Source organism: Pseudomonas sp. HN2-3, from assembly GCF_020691745.1.
GTDB classification, from domain to species: Bacteria; Pseudomonadota; Gammaproteobacteria; order Pseudomonadales; family Pseudomonadaceae; genus Aquipseudomonas; species Aquipseudomonas capeferrum.
The window spans coordinates 4,904,182-4,921,953 of the sequence record NZ_CP085704.1 but is presented as its reverse complement, the minus strand read 5'-3'; the positions used below and the strand labels follow the sequence as shown (position 1 = coordinate 4,921,953).

Below are 17,772 nucleotides of genomic sequence, written 5' to 3'. Positions count from 1 at the left end.
GTTACCAGCAGATGCCTTCGGTACGGCTGGTGCTGCACGTGGCGTTGTTCATGAAGCCGACCAGGTCAATCACCTGCTTGCCAGCGGGTGCTTGCTGGGCCAGGGCGCGGAACTGCTCGTCACGGTTGCCCAGGACGATGATGTCGGCGTTGTCGATGACCTGCTGGAAGTCGGCGTTGAGCAGCTTTGATACGTGGGGGATCTTCGACTCGATGTAGTCTTTGTTGGCGCCGTGGACACGGGCGTACTGGACGTTCTCGTCGTAGATGTCCAGCTGGTAGCCCTTGCCGATCAGGCGCTCGGCCAGTTCCACCAGCGGGCTTTCGCGCAGGTCGTCGGTGCCGGCCTTGAAGCTCAGGCCGAGCAGGGCGACCTTGCGCTTGTCGTGGGCTTCGATCAGCTCGAAGGCGTTTTGCACTTGCGACTCGTTGCTGAGCATCAGCGAATCGAGCAGTGGCGCTCGCACGTCGAGGCTGGCGGCGCGGTAGGTGAGGGCGCGCACGTCCTTGGGCAGGCACGAGCCGCCGAAGGCAAAGCCTGGGCGCATGTAGTACTGGGACAGGTTCAGCACCTTGTCCTGGCAGACCACGTCCATCACGTCGCGGCCATCGACACCTACGGCCTTGGCGATGTTGCCGATTTCGTTGGCGAAGGTGACCTTGGTGGCGTGCCACACGTTGCAGGTGTACTTGATCATCTCGGCCACTTCGATCGGCTTGCGGATGATCGGTGCGTCGAGCTCTTCGTACAGGCTTTGCAGTACGTCGCCGCTGGCGCTGTCCAGTTCGCCGATGACGGTCATCGGTGGCTGGTCGTAGTCTTTGATCGCGGTGCTCTCGCGGAGGAACTCAGGGTTTACCGCAACGCCGAAGTCGACCCCAGCTTTTTTGCCCGAGCAATCTTCCAGAATCGGGATCACCACATTCTTGACGGTACCTGGCAGCACGGTGCTGCGTACCACGATGGTGTGGCGGCGGGTTGTGTCACGCAATACGTAGCCGATTTCGCGGCACACCGATTCGATGTACTCAAGGCCCAGGTCGCCGTTCTTCTTGCTCGGCGTACCGACGCAGATCATCGACACATCGCTGGCGCGGATGGCCTCGGCGAAGTCGGTGGTGCCGCGCAGGCGGCCATTGGCGATGCCTTGTTGCAGCAGTGCTTCCAGGCCAGGTTCGACGATGGGCGACTTGCCCTGGTTGATCAGGTCGATCTTGGTGCTGGACACGTCCACGCCAATCACTTCATGGCCTCGCGCCGTCAGGCAGCCTGCACAGACCGCACCTACATAACCCAAACCAAAGATGCTGATACGCATCGCTATCACCTCATGTGTGTTTATCACGCCAGCTCTTCAGGAAGAGCCGGGCCAGGTTGATCAACATCAGTTTCCGGGCGCACGGGTCCATGGCGAATGCACACTTCGCCGAGCGCAGGCAAAATTAATCCGGAGCGCGAAAAGTTATGCGCTCAAACTTGGCAGTCAAAAGCCATTATTAAAAAACGTGCCTTGGTCTTCAGCCGTCTTTATTGCAATGCGCTACTTGGCGCACTGCTGTGCTTGTTTTTTCAAGTGGATAAATCCTTTGAAATCAACCACTAGGACGAATTGTAAGGGCGCGTCTCTCCTGCTTGGACAGGGCTGTCGGGGGGAGCCCGTTATTCCTGTCGAAGTTGCCGGGGCCGGTAGTGGATACCTGCCGTTGTCATCTGTAAGTCATTTCTCACAGCCCGTAGGCAGGAAAATCGTTACGGCACTATGAGCGATTGGGCGTAGCAGAAGTTCCTGGGTGGATTCTGCACCGATGAAAGATTTCTAAATAATTCTTCAGTGGCAAATAGTTTCATTCTGATAGCACCGGGCAGTTTCGTCCCGGTATATAAAGGGCGAGACTGAGGGGGGATGTTTTTATGCCAGTATCGAAAAATATTTTTCAAAATTCGTCAGAAAAGGTACGAACGGTCTTATGGCGTTTGGCGATAAAGGTGGGTTCGTTGGTTTTTTGGCGTCATAAACATGGCTTGGTGGCGATATGAAGCCTGCCCTGTTGCAGGGCTGGGGAGGGGTGTTGCAGCTGGCCTCATCGCGAACAAGCCCGCGAAGAGGCCCTCATCAAATCACTCGGCAGGGTGGTCGCGCAGGAACACCAGGTGATCAGGCTTGGACTGCTCGGCACTGTAGTAGTAGCCCTGCACATCAAATGCTTTGAGCTGCTCCGGGTCGTTGATGCGCTGCTCGATCACGAAGCGGCTCATCATGCCCCGGGCTTTCTTGGCATAGAAACTGATGATCTTGTACTGGCCGTTCTTGAAGTCCTTGAAGTCGACGTTGATCACCCGGGCCTTCAAGGCGCTGCGTTTCACCGCACTGAAGTACTCGTTACTGGCCAGGTTCAGCAGCACGTCGTCACCCTGGTCGGCCAGGGCCTGGTTCAGCCATTCGCTGATGCGCGTGCCCCAGAAGGCATACAGGTCCTTGCCGCGGGCGTTGGCCAGCTTGGTGCCCATTTCCAGCCGATAAGGCTGCATGAGGTCGAGCGGGCGGAGCAGGCCATACAGGCCAGAGAGCATGCGCAGGTGGCCCTGGGCATAGCTGAAGTCATCTTCGCCAAGGCTTTGCGCATCGAGGCCGGTGTACACATCGCCTTTGAACGCCAGCAGCGCCTGCTTGGCGTTGGCCGGGGTGAAGTCTGGGGTCCAACTGCCGAAGCGGGCGGCATTGAGGCCGGCGAGCTTGTCGGACAGGTGCATCAGTTCGCTGATCTGGGCGGGCGACAGCTCGCGCAGTTGCACGATCAGTTCCTGGGAGTCGTCCAGGTACTGGGGCAGGGTGAAACGTTCGGTCACCGGCGGGGTGTCGTAATCGAGGGTCTTGGCGGGGGAAATCACCGTCAGCATCGGGTCGGCTCCTGGAATCGTTGGCGCGATTCTACGGGCTGGGGCAGGCAAGTCCAAACTATGCCGACGATAGTCACAGACCATCGGCATGCCAGGCGCTATAGTGCGCGTTTTGCTGTTGCGGAGCTTCCCACCGTGCGCATTGCATCGGCCCTGCTGGCCGCGCTGTTGAGCCTGGCCGTGCAGGCCGCCCCTTCGCCCCAGGTGAGCCTGGACCGCAGCCTGTGGCCCGAGCAGCTGGACAGCCCGGCGCTGTTCGATGTCGCGTCGCGCGCGGAGATCCTGTCGTTCGCCCAGGTGCTGCACGAGAGCGAGCTGCTCGACGATGGCGCACTGGCGGCGCGGTTGGGCCTGCGGCAGGTCAACCTGCAGAAGGTGCGCCTGGTGCGGGCGCGCATGTGGCAGCGCTTGTGGCAGGGTTATCAACAGGCCCAGCGCAGCTGCGCGCAAGATGCCTCGTTCTGCTACCCGGTTACTTCGATGGCAGAATTGCGCACCCAGGCGGCCACGTTTGCCGCTGATGTCGGCACGTTCTACACCGGTTGGGTCGAGCCTAGCCACCAGTTCCATGTCCGTTACCTGGACGAGCAGCTGCGCAAGGCAGCGCTGCTGGGGCAAACCAGCAGCGAGGTCGAGCGCCTGTCCAGCCGTGAACGCAATGGCGATGAGCTCAACGATCGCATGTTCTTGCTGACCTTCGTCGGCGGCCCCGGCCCTGATGGGGGGAATACCGACACGCTTGCCGCCTACCTGCGCAGGCAGAAGCTCGAGGGCACGTTCTTTGTGCTTGGCAACCGCCTGCAGCAGCGCCGCGATGCCGGTGCGGCGAATGCACTGCGCCAGCTCTATCGTGGGCAATGCGTGGGTATCCAGGGCTGGGAATATCGCTCCCATGCGCAGTGGACGGCTTGGCAGGACTCGCTGCGGCGCAGCCAGGCACGGGTGCAGGCTGACCTGCCCGAGCAGTACGTGCCGCTGTTCCGCCCGCCTTATGGCCAGCGCCGGGCCGATGGCGAAGCCTTCATGGCCAGCCAGCAGTTGCGCGTGTCGTTATGGGATATCGATGCCCAGGATGATGGCGCGCTGAGCGCTGAGGCTTCGGCGCAACGGGTGCTGTCCTTGATGCTGCTGTGGCGCAAGGGCGTGATCCAGTTCCATGACAGCCTGCCCAAAGCCCAGCCGGCGGTGCAATGGTTGCTGCAAAATACCGCACAGAGCGGCATCGGTTGGGAGGACTGCCACGCCTACGGCCAGGCTCGACAGGGGGACTAATATTTGACTGTAGACCCGCCTTGCCCCCTCGCCAACCCCTGATTGTCATTCGGAAAAATAAACTTCACCGACACGTAAAAATACTTTTTCTAGTCATGGTTTATGCGGTATGAAGAAACCAGACAGCCGATCCCTGCAGCACAGGTGGCGTCATCCACCGTGTCAGGTTCGCTTCCCGCCCGTAGCAACGCGGATACGGGAAGACCGGCAGTCACTCTGCGGCGCAGCAGACCGCGCCGTGTGGCTTCGACATAAGGTGACCGAGTATGGATGACCAAGGACGCAACCCTTCCTCCAGCAAGCCAATCCTGTATGTGCTCGATACCAACGTCCTGATTCACGACCCCAACGCATTGCTCAACTTCGAGGAGCACCACGTCGCCCTGCCGATGACGGTGCTGGAGGAACTCGACAAGCTCAAGACCGGCAAGCAGACCATCGCCGCCGAATGTCGCCAGGCCATCCGCCTGATCGACCAGACCCTGGGTGACGCCTCGCCCAGCGATGTCGAACAGGGGGTACCGATCCAGCGTGGCAAGAGTGGGCCCAAAGGCTTCTTGTCGATCCTGATGAGCCCGCGCAACGAACCGAACCGGCTGCTGCCGGAAAACCTCAACGACAACATCATCATCAACCAGTTGCTGGAACTGCGGGCCAAGCGCACCGACCTTGACGTGGTGCTGGTCACCAAAGACATCAACATGCGCCTGAAGGCGCGCGCCTGTGGCATCGCGGCCGAGGACTACAGCACCGACCAGCTGGTCGATGACGTGTCGCTGTTGTCCAAGGGCTATCACTCGGTCACCGGCTCGTTCTGGGACCGGGTCAGCAAGGTCGACACCCGTCAGGAGCGGGGCCGCACCTGGCATCGGGTACAGCTGATCGACAACCTGCCGGCCGTGCACGTCAACGAATTCATCATCGATGAGCAAGGTTTCGTCGGCTGGATCAAGGGCATCCGCAGCGATGAACTGCTGCTGCTCGACCTGCATCAGGAACCCCTGTTGCACCAGGAAGCCTGGGGCCTGAAACCGCGAGACATCCATCAGAGCCTGGCGCTGTTCGCCCTGCTCGACCCGGATATCCACCTGGTCAACCTGACCGGCGCCGCCGGCTCCGGCAAAACCATCCTGGCCCTGGCGGCGGCCATTGAACAGACCATGGTCAGCAAGCGCTACCGGCGCATCATCGCCACCCGCAGCGTGCAGGGGCTGGACCAGGAGATCGGCTTCTTGCCGGGCACCGAAGCGGAGAAGATGGAGCCTTGGCTGGGCGCCATCACCGACAACCTCGAAGCCTTGCACATGGATGACGAGAGCACCCATGGCAGCGTCGAGTACATCCTTGAACGGGTGCCACTGCAGTTCAAGTCGCTGAACTACATTCGCGGTCGCAGCTTCCAGCAGAGCCTGATCCTGATCGATGAATGCCAGAACCTCACGCCGCACCAGATGAAAACCATCATCACCCGTGCCGGCTCGGGTTCCAAGGTGGTCTGCCTGGGCAACCTGGCGCAGATCGACACCCCCTACCTGTCCGCGACCAGCTCGGGCCTGACCTACCTGACCGAGCGCTTTAAGGACTTCCCCCATGGCGTGCACATCACCCTGCAGGGTGTGCCGCGGTCGGTGCTGGCCGAGTACGCCGAGTCGCATCTGTAACCCTTCGAGCCGGGCGGCGAGCCGCCCGGCCTCTTCGCGGGGCCTTCACTGATCTGGAATCGAGTGGTGAACCTGTGGAAGCGGGCTTGCCCCGCGAAGAGGCCACCACTGACAGTACATTCCGCTGCTCAAACCTGACCCACGGGTTTACACTCTTTGTTCCCTTCACAGGAGCAGAGCAGTGCTGACACATCTTGATTCCCAGGGGCGGGCCAACATGGTCGACGTCACTGAAAAGGCCGTGACCGAGCGAGAGGCCATTGCCGAGGCGCGGGTGCGCATGTTGCCGCAGACCTTGCAGATGATCGTCGATGGCGAGCACCCCAAGGGCGATGTGTTCGCCGTGGCGCGTATCGCCGGCATCCAGGCGGCGAAGAAGACCAGCGACCTGATTCCGCTGTGCCATCCGCTGATGCTGACCAGCGTCAAGGTCGAGCTCAGCGCCGAAGGCCAGGACGCGGTGCGTATCGTTGCCCGCTGCAAGCTGGCCGGGCAGACCGGTGTCGAGATGGAAGCACTGACCGCTGCCAGCGTTGCCGCGCTGACGATCTACGACATGTGCAAGGCTGTGGACAAAGGCATGGTGATCGAGCAGGTGCGCCTGCTGGAAAAACTCGGCGGCAAGAGCGGCCACTACAAGGTGGGCGCATGATCAAGGTCAAGGTGATGTATTTCGCCCGTTACCGGGAGTTGCTCGGGCTCGACGCCGAGCGCCTGGAAGGCGACTTCGCGGTAGTCGACGATGTGCGCAAGGCGCTGGTGGCCAAAGGCGAGCAGTATGCGTTGCTGGCTGAGCAGAACCTGATGTGCGCGCGCAACGAAGAGCTGTGCAAACTTGATGAGCCGCTGGCGGAGGGCGATGAAGTGGCGTTCTTCCCGCCAGTGACCGGAGGCTGAACATGACGGTGCGAGTGCAGCCAGAAGCGTTTGACCCAGGTTTCGAGGTCAATGCCATGCATGCCGCGAATGTCGGTGTTGGCGCGGTGGTGGGGTTCGTCGGCTATGTGCGGGACTTCAACGATGGTCGGGACGTGGCGGGGATGTTCCTGGAACACTATCCGGGGATGACCGAGAAGGCCTTGGCCAAGATCGTGGTCGAAGCCGAGCAGCGCTGGCCGTTGCTCAAGGTCGACGTGTTGCACCGCATTGGTGCGCTTGAGCCCGGTGAGCCGATCGTTTTCGTCGGCGTGGCCAGTGCCCATCGGCAGGCGGCGTTCGATGCCTGCAACTTCATCATGGACTACCTGAAGACCCGGGCGCCGTTCTGGAAGAAGGAAAACACCCAGGAAGGACCGCGCTGGGTGGAAGGCAAGCAGAGTGACCAGGAAGCGGCGGGGCGCTGGTAGGCAAGGTTGCGCCGATTCCCTGTAGGAGCGGCCTTGTGTCGCGATAGGGCCGCGCAGCGGCCCCAGCAATCTCTGCATCAAAGCTGAAATTTTGGGGCCGCTGCGCGGCCCTATCGCGACACAAGGCCGCTCCTACAGGGGCGGCGTCAGCATTCGGGCAATCAGTGGTGCTTGCGTGGTACCGGCGTCAACAGCTCATCAGGCGGCATCTCGCACTTGATCTTGCGCCCCAGCAGTTCTTCGATCGCTGGCAACTGGTAGGAATCGTCCTCACCGGCAAAGCTGATCGACACACCACTGGTCCCGGCACGGCCAGTACGGCCGATGCGGTGCACGTAGTCATCGGCATCTTCGGGCAGGGTGAAGTTGATCACGTGGCTGATGCCATCGATGTGAATACCACGGCCCGCCACGTCAGTGGCCACCAGCACGGTAATCCGGCCTTCGCGGAAGCTTTCCAGGGTGCGAATGCGCTTGTGCTGTGGCACATCGCCCGACAGTTGCGCAGCGTTGATGCCATCGCGCACCAGCTTTTCTTCGATGCGCCGCACCTCGTCCTTGCGGTTGGCAAACACCATCACCCGTTCCCACTTGTTCTGGGTCACCAGGTTGTACAGCAGCTTGTACTTGTCGCTGCCAGCCACCGCGTACACGTGCTGCTCGACGGTTTCGCTGGCCACGTTTTCCGGTTCGATCTCGACGATGGCCGGGTCGGTGGTCCACTGTTTGGCCAGGTTCATCACGTCTTCGGTGAAGGTGGCGGAGAACAGCAGGGTCTGGCGTTCGCTTTTCGGCGGGGTCTGGCGAATGATCTGGCGCACCTGCGGGATAAAGCCCATGTCGAGCATGCGGTCGGCTTCGTCCAGTACCATCACCTCGACCATGTCCAGGTGCACTTCACCGCGCTGATTGAAGTCCAGCAGGCGGCCCGGGGTGGCAACCAGAATGTCGCAATGGCGTGCTTCCAGGGCCTTGAGCTGCTTGTCGAAGTCCATGCCGCCGACAAAACTCATGACGTTCAGGCCGGTGTATTTGGTCAGGGCTGCGGCGTCCTTGGCAATCTGCACCACCAGTTCGCGGGTCGGCGCGATGATCAGCGCGCGCGGTTCGCCCATGTAGCGTTCCTTGGGCGGCGGCGTCTGCTGCAGCTGGGAAATGATCGAGATCAAAAACGCTGCGGTCTTGCCGGTGCCGGTCTGGGCGCGGCCGATCGCGTCCTGGCCACGCAGGGTGTAACCCAATACCTGCGCCTGGATCGGCGTGCAGTAGGGGAAGCCCAGGTCGTGGATCGCGTGCATCACTTCGTTGGACAGCTTGAAGTCGTGGAAGCGGGTTTTACCTTCCTGCGGCTCGACCACGAAGTCTTCCAGCTTCCACAGGCTGGCCTGTGGCTTTGGCTTGGGCTTGCGTTCGCGACGCGGTTTGTCCTTGGCCGGGTTGTCGACAGCGGCAGGCGCTTGGGCCTGTTGGCTGGTGTCGGCGCGTTGTGGGGCCGGCTGGGGCGCTGGCTGAGGCTGGGGCTGAGCCACAGCAGCGGGCGCAGGCTCGGGCGTTTTCACGCTGGCAGCGGGATCGACGGCCTGGGGCGCGGCGTCTCCTTTGCCGAATATTTTTTTGAGTGCCTTGAGCACGATCGTCTCATCAACTGGTTAAGGAATGTACGCCGGGCAGTGTAAAGCAAGAACCCGACGCGGCGTAGCGGAATACACCCACAACTACAGGCGATCAGGCTTATTGCAGCTGCTTGCTCAACCAGTCATGGATGTCGCCCAGCTCTTCGACCACCACTTCGTGTTCCATCGGGTACTCGTGCCAGCGGGCGGCGACACCCCAGGTATTAAGGTACTCGAGCGCGGTGCGGCCCATCGAGGGGATCACCACTGGGTCATGCACACCATGCAGGCACAGGGCCGGGGTGCGTTGCTGGCAGGCGCTCAGTTCATGGGCGTCGGAGAAGGTCGGGGCATAGGTGGACAGGGCGATCACGCCGCCCAGGGCTTCCTGCCACTTTATATAGGCCGTGTGCAGCACCACCGCGCCGCCCTGGGAGAAGCCGGCCAGGAAAATCCGCGCCAGGTTGATGCCCTTGGCCTGTTCTGCCTTGATCAGGGCGATGACCTGCTCGGCCGATTCCTCCAGCTGCGCCTCGTCGATGGCGCGTGCCGGGGTCATGGCCTTGATGTCGTACCAGCTGGGCATGGCATAGCCGCCGTTGATGGTCACGGGGCGGGTGGGGGCCTGGGGCATGATGAAGCGGGTGCTGAGCAGTCGTTCCTGCATGAATTCGGCAACCGGTAGGAAGTCGTAACGGTCGGCGCCCAGGCCGTGCAACCAGATCACACAGGCGTCGGCGGTTTTCTGCGGTTCGAGAATCAGCGGGTTGGTCATGACTGCTCCGAAAATGTGCGGGTCTTGTTATGGCGTGCTTAAAAAGAAGGCGCTGCAAATGATTGTCGGAAAAATAATGTCGCAACGATACAACTTTGCCTACTTGACGTGCGCTTAAACGCTTTAGCCGCCAACTGTGGTACGCCCTTTGCTACGAATCATACGATGCAAGGGTCAGGCCGTGACGGTAACACCCTTTGCAAGCGAAGGCTGTCATAGAACAGCCCATTGCGCCAATTGACCCAATAACAAGCCAACACGGGTCGGATACGCCTCAAAAGGGTGCGGTGCAATTCCGGCTCGGTACAACAAGAGCGATTTGGAGGTTGTGAATGAAGATGTTGAAAACCACCCTGGCAGTCCTGACCGCTGCCGCTGCGCTGGGCGCCGTGACTACCGCCCAGGCCGGCGCCACGCTTGATGCGGTAAAGAAGAAGGGTTTCGTCCAGTGTGGCGTGAGCGACGGTCTTCCAGGCTTCTCGGTACCTGATGCGCAAGGCAAGATCGTCGGTATCGACGCCGATGTCTGCCGCGCCGTGGCCGCCGCCGTGTTCGGCGATGCGACCAAGGTCAAGTTCAGCCAGCTCAACGCCAAGGAACGCTTCACCGCGCTGCAGTCCGGCGAAGTCGACGTGCTGTCGCGCAACACCACCTGGACCAGTTCGCGCGATGCCGGCATGGGCCTGGTGTTTGCCGGTGTCACCTACTATGACGGCGTCGGTTTCCTGGTCAACAAGAAGCTGGGGGTATCCAGCGCCAAGGAGCTCGACGGCGCGACCATCTGCATCCAGGCCGGTACCACCACCGAACTGAACGTGTCCGACTACTTCCGCGCCAATAACCTCAAGTACACCCCGATCACCTTCGATACCTCCGACGAAAGCGCCAAGTCGCTGGAGTCGGGCCGTTGCGACGTGCTGACCTCGGACAAGTCGCAGCTGTTCGCCCAGCGCTCCAAGCTGGCCGCGCCGGCCGACTACGTGGTGCTGCCGGAAACCATCTCCAAGGAACCGCTGGGCCCGGTGGTGCGCAAGGGCGACGAAGAGTGGTTCAGCATCGTCAAGTGGACCCTGTTCGCCATGATCAATGCCGAAGAGGCTGGTATCACTTCGAAAACCGTCGAAGCCGAGGCCAAGTCCACCAAGAACCCGGACAACGCCCGCCTGCTCGGCGCTGACGGCGAGTACGGCAAAGACCTCAAGCTGCCCAAAGACTGGGTAGTCCAGATCGTCAAGCAAGTCGGCAACTATGGCGAAGTGTTCGAGAAGAACCTGGGCCAGAGCACCGACCTGAAGATCGACCGTGGCATGAACGCCCTGTGGAACAACGGCGGCATCCAGTACGCGCCACCTGTGCGCTGATGGTTGCACCCTGCGGCGGCATTCCGCCGTCGCAGGCTGTTCGAATCCCTACTTTCCGGGGCACTTCATGCAAAATCGAATCGGCGCACAAAAGGGGCTATCCCTGAGTGATCCACGTGTGCGCGCGTGGCTGTTCCAGATCCTCACGATCCTGTTCGTGGTGGGCCTGGGCTGGTACCTGTTTCACAACACGCAAACCAACCTGCAGCACCGGGGCATTACCTCCGGCTTCGACTTCCTCGACCGCAGTGCCGGCTTCGGCATCGCCCAGCACCTGATCCCTTATGTGGAATCCGACAGCTACGCGCGGGTGTTCGTCATCGGCCTGCTCAACACCCTGCTGGTCACCTTCATCGGCGTCATCCTGGCGACGATCCTGGGGTTCATCATCGGCGTGGCGCGGCTGTCACCCAACTGGATGATCAACAAGCTGGCGACCGTGTATGTGGAGACCTTCCGCAACATTCCGCCGTTGTTGCAGATCCTGTTCTGGTACTTCGCGGTGTTTCTGACCCTGCCAGGACCGCGGGGCAGCATCAACCTCGACGACATGTTCTTCATCAGCAACCGCGGGCTGAACATGCCCGGTGCCTCGATGGCCGAGGGCTTCTGGCCGTTTACCGTTGCCTTGGGGCTGGCGATCGTGGCCACGGTGGCGATGGTGCGCTATGCCAACAAACGCTTCAACGAGACCGGCAAGCCGTTCCACAAGTTCTGGGCAGGGCTGGCGCTGCTGGTCGTCATCCCCGGTCTGTGCGTATTGCTGTTCGGCAGCCCGGTGCACTGGGAAGTGCCGCAGCTCAAGGGTTTCAACTTCGTTGGCGGCTGGGTGCTGATTCCCGAACTGCTGGCCCTGACCCTGGCGCTGACCATCTATACCGCGGCGTTCATCGCCGAAATCGTGCGCTCGGGCATCCGTTCGGTCAGCCATGGCCAGACCGAAGCTGCGCGTTCGCTTGGCCTGCGCGAGGGCCCGACCCTGCGCAAGGTGATCATCCCCCAGGCACTGCGGGTGATCATTCCGCCACTGACCAGCCAGTACCTGAACCTGGCGAAGAACTCGTCGCTGGCGGCCGGTATCGGCTACCCGGAGATGGTCTCGCTGTTCGCCGGTACCGTGCTTAATCAGACCGGCCAGGCCATCGAGGTGATTGCCATCACCATGAGTGTCTATCTCGCCATCAGCATCAGCATTTCGCTGCTGATGAACTGGTACAACAAGCGCATTGCGCTGATCGAGCGGTGAGGATACGCCCGTGAATGCTCATGTTTTCAAACCTGACATGCCGCCACCGGTAAAAACCGTCGGCGTGCTCGCATGGATGCGGGCCAACCTGTTCTCCAGCTGGCTCAACACCCTGCTGACGTTGTTCGCCGTGTACCTGGTGTGGCTGATCGTGCCGCCGCTGGTGCAGTGGGCGTTGATCGACGCCAACTGGGTCGGCACCACCCGCGCCGATTGCACCAAGGAGGGCGCCTGCTGGGTGTTCATCCAGCAGCGCTTCGGCCAGTTCATGTACGGCTACTACCCGGCGGAACTGCGCTGGCGCGTAGACCTGACCGTGTGGCTGGCGGTACTTGGCGCCGCGCCGCTGTTCATCAAGCGCTTCCCGCGCAAGGCCGTGTATGGCCTGGGCTTCCTGGTGCTGTACCCGGTCCTTGCCTACACGCTGCTGCATGGCGGCTACCTGGGCCTGGAAAGCGTGCCGACCAGCCAGTGGGGCGGGCTGATGCTGACCTTGGTGATCGCCACGGTGGGTATCGTCGGTGCGTTGCCGCTGGGCATTTTGCTGGCATTGGGGCGGCGCTCCAGGATGCCGGCGGTGAAGGTGGTGTGCGTGACCTTCATCGAGTTCTGGCGTGGCGTACCGTTGATCACCGTGCTGTTCATGTCGTCGGTGATGCTGCCGCTGTTCCTGCCTGAGGGCATGAGCTTCGACAAGCTGCTGCGGGCGATGATCGGCGTGATCCTGTTCCAGTCGGCGTACATCGCCGAGGTGGTGCGTGGCGGCCTGCAGGCCATCCCCAAGGGGCAATACGAAGCGGCTGCGGCCATGGGCCTGGGCTACTGGCGTGCGATGGGGCTGGTGATTTTGCCCCAGGCGCTGAAGCTGGTGATCCCCGGCATCGTCAACACCTTCATCGCCCTGTTCAAGGACACCAGCCTGGTGATCATCATCGGCCTGTTCGACCTGCTCAACAGCGTCAAGCAGGCCGCAGCCGACCCGGCCTGGCTGGGCATGGCGACCGAGGGTTATGTGTTTGCCGCCCTGGTGTTCTGGATTTTCTGTTTCGGTATGTCCCGCTACTCCATGCATCTGGAGCGCAAGCTGGACACTGGCCACAAGCGTTAGGAGTTTCGAAATGAGTGAAGCGATCAAGCAGCCTGCTGGCCCCGAAGGCATCATCCAGATGCAGGGTGTGAACAAATGGTACGGCCAGTTCCACGTGCTCAAGGACATCAACCTGAATGTGCGCCAAGGCGAGCGCATCGTTCTGTGCGGGCCGTCCGGGTCGGGCAAGTCGACGACCATTCGTTGCCTCAACCGCCTGGAGGAACATCAGCAGGGGCGCATCGTCGTCGATGGCGTCGAGCTGACCAACGACCTCAAGCAGATCGAGGCGATCCGCCGTGAGGTGGGCATGGTGTTCCAGCACTTCAACCTGTTCCCGCACCTGAGCATCCTGGAGAACTGCACGCTGGCGCCGATGTGGGTGCGCAAGATGCCACGGCGCAAGGCCGAGGAAATCGCCATGCATTATCTGGAGCGGGTGCGTATTCCGGAGCAGGCGCACAAGTACCCGGGGCAGTTGTCTGGCGGGCAGCAGCAGCGCGTGGCGATTGCCCGGGCGCTGTGCATGAAGCCGAAGATCATGCTGTTCGACGAGCCGACTTCGGCGCTGGACCCGGAGATGGTCAAGGAAGTGCTCGATACCATGGTGGGCCTGGCCGAGGATGGCATGACCATGCTGTGCGTGACCCACGAGATGGGCTTTGCCCGCACCGTGGCGAACCGGGTGATCTTCATGGACAAGGGGGAAATCGTGGAGCAGGCGGCCCCGGATGAGTTCTTCGACCGGCCGCGCAGTGACCGGACCAAGTTGTTCCTGAGCCAGATCCTGCATTGATGAAACCAGGGGGCCGCCCCACCGGGGCGGCTCCATGCAGCTTTACTTCTCTTCCGGATTGGCAGCCGGCGCAGGCGGCGGCCGCAGCCCCACCTCGGCAATCAGCTTCAGTTGCTGCCCGTTGCGCATCACCTCGATGGTGATCTTCTCATTGGGCTTGATCCGCGCCACCTGGTTCATCGACTTGCGCCCGTCACCGGCCGGCTCGCCGTTGATGCTCATGATCACGTCACCCAACTGCAAACCGGCTTTTTGCGCCGGCCCTTCGCGGAAGATCCCCGCCACGACAATACCCGGCCGGTCCTGCATGCCGAACGATTCGGCCAGCTCCTGGCTCAGCGGCTGCACTTCGATGCCCAGCCAGCCACGAATCACCTGGCCGTGCTCGACGATCGACTTCATCACCTCCAATGCTAGTTTCACCGGGATGGCGAAGCCGATGCCCTGGGAGCCACCGGACTTGGAGAAAATGGCCGTGTTGATGCCGATCAGGTTGCCGTTGGCATCGACCAGTGCGCCACCGGAGTTGCCGGGGTTGATCGCCGCGTCGGTCTGGATGAAGTCTTCGTAGTTGTTCAGGCCCAGCTGGTTGCGGCCGGTGGCGCTGATGATACCCATGGTCACGGTCTGGCCGACGCCAAAGGGGTTGCCGATGGCCAGCGACACGTCGCCGATGTGGATGTTGTCGGAGCGGCCGATAGTGATGGCCGGCAGGCTTTTGAGGTCGATCTTCAGCACCGCAAGGTCGGTTTCCGGGTCGCTGCCGATCACCCGGGCCAAGGTCTCGCGGCCATCCTTGAGCGCCACCACGATCTGGTCGGCGCCACTGGTGACGTGGTTGTTGGTCAGCAGGTAGCCCTCGGGGCTCATGATCACCGCCGAACCCAGGCTCGATTCCCAGCGCTTCTGCTTGGGCAGGTTGTCGCCGAAGAAACGGCGGAACTGCGGGTCTTCGAACAGCGGGTGGGCGCTCTTGTTCACCACCTTGGTGGTGTACAGGTTGACCACCGCCGGCGCGGCCAGGGTCACGGCGTCGGCGTACGACACCGGGCCCTGCATGATCCGCGAGGTTTGCGGTGCCTGCTGCAGGTTGACGTCCTGGCTTGGCAGGCCGACCCATTGCGGGAAGCGCTGGATGATCAGCATGGCGATCAGCACACCGGTGAGCAGGGGCCAGCCAAAGTAACGCAGAGCCTTGAACATGAACGAATCCTGGGAGTAGGGCGGGAGCCAAGTAGCCGCGCCACGGGGCGCGAGCGCGCGCGATCATACACCTGAAACCGCTGATCGGCGATGGCTTGTCTGGCCCGCCCTCATGCGGCTGCCGCCGGTTTCCCCAAGGCCGGCGACGGCTCATAATGGCGGCCAGTATACGGGTGTTGAACCCGGCAAAAACGCAGATTTCGAGGAGATTTTCATGGCCGTCGCTCTGAACACCCTGGTCGAGGAAGCCGAGCGCTACCTGGGCAGCGCGAAGATCCAGGATTATTGCCCCAACGGGCTGCAGGTCGAGGGCCGCCCGCAGGTCAGCCGCATCGTCAGCGGCGTCACAGCCAGCCAGGCGTTGCTGGATGCCGCCGTCGAGGCCGAGGCTGACTTGGTGCTGGTTCACCATGGTTACTTCTGGAAGGGCGAGAACCCTTGCATCACGGGTATCAAGCAGCGGCGCCTGAAGACCCTGCTCAAGCACGACATCAGCCTGCTGGCGTTTCACCTGCCGCTGGACGTGCACCCGGAGGTGGGCAACAACGTGCAGTTGGCGCGCCAGCTGGACATTACCGTGGAGGGGCCACTGGACCCTGAAAACCCAAAAGTGGTCGGGTTGGTCGGTTCGCTGGCCGAACCGATCACGGCGCGCGATTTTGCCCGACGGGTGCAAGAGGTGATGGGGCGCGAGCCGTTGCTGGTCGAAGGCGAGCAGATGATTCGCCGGGTCGGTTGGTGCACGGGGGGCGGGCAGGGCTATATCGATACCGCGATTGCCGCCGGTGTCGACCTGTTCATCAGTGGCGAAGCGTCGGAGCAGACCTACCACAGTGCCCGCGAAAACGGCATCAGCTTCATTGCCGCCGGGCACCATGCCACTGAGCGCTATGGCGTACAGGCACTCGGCGATTACCTGGCACGGCGGTTTGCCGTAGAACACCTGTTCATCGATTGCCCCAACCCTATCTAAGCGGTCTTGCCCGCGAAGGGCCGCAAAGCGGCCCCATTTCCCCCAAACCCCCAGTCATATCGTTAGATTGTTTCGATCTAGCCCGCCTCCTAAATAGAAGCAGCCGCTGTGATAAAGTGGCTCGCTCGAACACGGCCCGCAGGCCGTCCATAAGATCGTTTTTCGTGAGTAGCCATGGTCGACAAACTGACGCACTTGAAACAGCTGGAGGCGGAGAGCATCCACATCATCCGCGAGGTGGCCGCCGAGTTCGACAACCCGGTGATGCTGTACTCGATCGGCAAGGATTCCGCCGTGATGCTGCACCTGGCGCGCAAGGCCTTCTTCCCGGGCAAGCTGCCGTTCCCGGTGATGCACGTCGACACCCAGTGGAAATTCCAGGAGATGTACAGCTTCCGCGACAAGATGGTCGAGGAAATGGGCCTGGAACTGATCACCCACGTCAACCCCGAGGGTGTGGCGCAGGGCATCAACCCCTTCACCCATGGCAGCTCCAAGCACACCGACATCATGAAAACCCAAGGCCTCAAGCAGGCGCTGGACAAGCATGGTTTCGACGCCGCCTTCGGTGGTGCCCGCCGTGACGAAGAAAAGTCCCGGGCCAAGGAGCGCGTCTACTCGTTCCGTGACAGCAAGCACCGCTGGGACCCGAAAAACCAGCGCCCCGAGCTGTGGAACGTGTACAACGGCAAGGTCAACAAGGGCGAGTCGATCCGCGTCTTCCCGCTGTCGAACTGGACCGAGCTGGACATCTGGCAGTACATCTACCTCGAAGGCATCCCGATCGTGCCGCTGTACTTCGCCGCCGAGCGTGAAGTGATCGAGAAGAATGGCACCCTGATCATGATCGACGACGAGCGCATTCTCGAGCACCTCTCCGAGGAAGAGAAAGCCCGCATCGTCAAGAAGAAGGTGCGTTTCCGTACCCTCGGTTGCTACCCGTTGACGGGCGCTGTCGAGTCGGAAGCCGAGACCCTGACGGACATCATTCAGGAAATGCTCCTGACCCGTACGTCCGAACGCCAGGGCCGTGTCATCGACCACGATGGCGCCGGCTCCATGGAAGACAAGAAACGCCAAGGCTATTTCTAAGCTTCAAGTTACAAGCGGCAAGCTGCAAGACAGAAGCAGAACGAGTAGCTTCTGATTTTTGTGGACTGCCGCCTGCACTGCGGGCGCACAGGGAGTGTCTGCAGTGGATTTTGAGAAGTTGCTGGTTTGGCAGAGAAGTAAAAATTTAGCCGTTGTGATGTATCAGGCATTTGCCGACTGCCGGGATTTTGGATTCAGATCTCACATCACCCGTGCAGCGGTTTCAGTCCCTTCCAACATTGCCGAAGGGATGGAGCGCAGAGGGCCGCGGGAGAAGACGTGGTTCCTAAGCGTGGCGAAGGCGTCCTGCGCAGAGTTGCGGGCTCAACTGATAATTGCCGGTGAAATGGGTTACTTGCCTTCTGAATTGGCCAACGACTGGATTACTGAAACCCGTGAGCTCTCCAGAATGCTTGCAGGGTTGATCAACAAAATTTCTAACTAGCTGT

General features: G+C 61.3%; 17 protein-coding genes. 12 read left to right on the top strand and 5 right to left on the bottom strand.

Going from position 1 to position 17,772, the window contains the following annotated elements; translation table 11 throughout:
• Position 1: 1 nt before the first annotated feature.
• Positions 2-1,318 carry a nucleotide sugar dehydrogenase gene (locus tag LJX93_RS22325; protein ID WP_095064190.1) on the bottom strand — a complete coding sequence of 439 codons (1,317 nt, stop codon included), beginning with the start codon at positions 1,316-1,318 and terminating at the stop codon, positions 2-4.
• Positions 1,319-2,118: 800 nt separating this feature from the next.
• Positions 2,119-2,898 (bottom strand): peroxide stress protein YaaA, encoded by a 780-nt coding sequence (yaaA, locus tag LJX93_RS22320; protein WP_033702871.1) that lies wholly within the window; start codon positions 2,896-2,898, stop codon positions 2,119-2,121.
• A 135-nt stretch (positions 2,899-3,033) separates the two neighbouring features.
• Between yaaA and LJX93_RS22315 the strand changes: the two genes are divergently transcribed.
• The 5 genes from LJX93_RS22315 (at position 3,034) to moaE (ending at position 7,177) form a co-directional block, all read left to right on the top strand.
• Entirely contained in the window at positions 3,034-4,170 is a 1,137-nt protein-coding gene (locus LJX93_RS22315; RefSeq protein WP_033702870.1) for a polysaccharide deacetylase family protein, read from the top strand.
• A 266-nt stretch (positions 4,171-4,436) separates the two neighbouring features.
• Positions 4,437-5,831 (top strand): PhoH family protein, encoded by a 1,395-nt coding sequence (locus LJX93_RS22310; RefSeq protein ID WP_033702869.1) that lies wholly within the window; start codon positions 4,437-4,439, stop codon positions 5,829-5,831.
• A gap of 181 nt (positions 5,832-6,012) precedes the next feature.
• Positions 6,013-6,483 (top strand): cyclic pyranopterin monophosphate synthase MoaC, encoded by a 471-nt coding sequence (gene moaC / locus LJX93_RS22305; RefSeq protein WP_033702868.1) that lies wholly within the window; start codon positions 6,013-6,015, stop codon positions 6,481-6,483.
• Positions 6,483-6,728, top strand: coding sequence for a molybdopterin converting factor subunit 1 (moaD, locus tag LJX93_RS22300; RefSeq protein ID WP_033703011.1), 246 nt, complete (start codon positions 6,483-6,485; stop codon positions 6,726-6,728). Before moaC ends, moaD begins: the two co-directional genes overlap by 1 nt.
• A gap of 2 nt (positions 6,729-6,730) precedes the next feature.
• Positions 6,731-7,177, top strand: a complete 447-nt coding sequence (gene moaE, locus LJX93_RS22295) for a molybdopterin synthase catalytic subunit MoaE (protein ID WP_033702867.1) — start codon at positions 6,731-6,733, stop codon at positions 7,175-7,177.
• Between the two features lie 161 nt (positions 7,178-7,338).
• On the opposite strand, the gene rhlB is transcribed toward moaE, so the two are convergent.
• Both rhlB and LJX93_RS22285 read right to left on the bottom strand, forming a co-directional pair.
• The gene (gene rhlB, locus LJX93_RS22290; RefSeq protein WP_033702866.1) at positions 7,339-8,808 is read right to left on the bottom strand and encodes an ATP-dependent RNA helicase RhlB; all 1,470 of its coding nucleotides are present in this window, start codon (positions 8,806-8,808) and stop codon (positions 7,339-7,341) included.
• Between the two features lie 100 nt (positions 8,809-8,908).
• Complete coding sequence (locus tag LJX93_RS22285) at positions 8,909-9,565, bottom strand: alpha/beta hydrolase (RefSeq protein ID WP_227696422.1); 657 nt, start codon at positions 9,563-9,565, stop codon at positions 8,909-8,911.
• A 332-nt stretch (positions 9,566-9,897) separates the two neighbouring features.
• On the opposite strand from LJX93_RS22285, the gene LJX93_RS22280 reads away from it, so the two are divergent.
• The 4 genes from LJX93_RS22280 to LJX93_RS22265 all read left to right on the top strand — a co-directional run bounded on the left by LJX93_RS22280 (position 9,898) and on the right by LJX93_RS22265 (position 14,055).
• Positions 9,898-10,926: an amino acid ABC transporter substrate-binding protein gene (locus LJX93_RS22280; RefSeq protein ID WP_033702864.1), complete on the top strand. Its 1,029-nt coding sequence runs from the start codon at positions 9,898-9,900 to the stop codon at positions 10,924-10,926.
• 67 nt (positions 10,927-10,993) lie between these two features.
• Positions 10,994-12,172: an amino acid ABC transporter permease gene (locus LJX93_RS22275; RefSeq protein WP_033702863.1), complete on the top strand. Its 1,179-nt coding sequence runs from the start codon at positions 10,994-10,996 to the stop codon at positions 12,170-12,172.
• Positions 12,173-12,182: 10 nt separating this feature from the next.
• A complete protein-coding gene (locus tag LJX93_RS22270; protein WP_033702862.1) occupies positions 12,183-13,280 on the top strand; it encodes an amino acid ABC transporter permease in 1,098 nt (365 codons plus the stop codon).
• A gap of 10 nt (positions 13,281-13,290) precedes the next feature.
• Positions 13,291-14,055: an amino acid ABC transporter ATP-binding protein gene (locus LJX93_RS22265; protein WP_033702861.1), complete on the top strand. Its 765-nt coding sequence runs from the start codon at positions 13,291-13,293 to the stop codon at positions 14,053-14,055.
• Between the two features lie 42 nt (positions 14,056-14,097).
• Here LJX93_RS22265 and algW read toward each other — a convergent pair whose 3' ends face one another.
• Entirely contained in the window at positions 14,098-15,258 is a 1,161-nt protein-coding gene (algW, locus tag LJX93_RS22260; protein WP_033702860.1) for a Do family serine endopeptidase AlgW, read from the bottom strand.
• A gap of 214 nt (positions 15,259-15,472) precedes the next feature.
• Between algW and LJX93_RS22255 the strand changes: the two genes are divergently transcribed.
• From LJX93_RS22255 to LJX93_RS22245, 3 genes are all read left to right on the top strand, one after another.
• The gene (locus LJX93_RS22255; RefSeq protein WP_047582657.1) at positions 15,473-16,231 is read left to right on the top strand and encodes a Nif3-like dinuclear metal center hexameric protein; all 759 of its coding nucleotides are present in this window, start codon (positions 15,473-15,475) and stop codon (positions 16,229-16,231) included.
• 174 nt (positions 16,232-16,405) lie between these two features.
• Positions 16,406-17,323, top strand: a complete 918-nt coding sequence (gene cysD / locus LJX93_RS22250) for a sulfate adenylyltransferase subunit CysD (protein WP_003251799.1) — start codon at positions 16,406-16,408, stop codon at positions 17,321-17,323.
• A 103-nt stretch (positions 17,324-17,426) separates the two neighbouring features.
• Positions 17,427-17,768 carry a four helix bundle protein gene (locus tag LJX93_RS22245; RefSeq protein ID WP_033702858.1) on the top strand — a complete coding sequence of 114 codons (342 nt, stop codon included), beginning with the start codon at positions 17,427-17,429 and terminating at the stop codon, positions 17,766-17,768.
• The last annotated feature ends 4 nt before the right edge of the window (positions 17,769-17,772 follow it).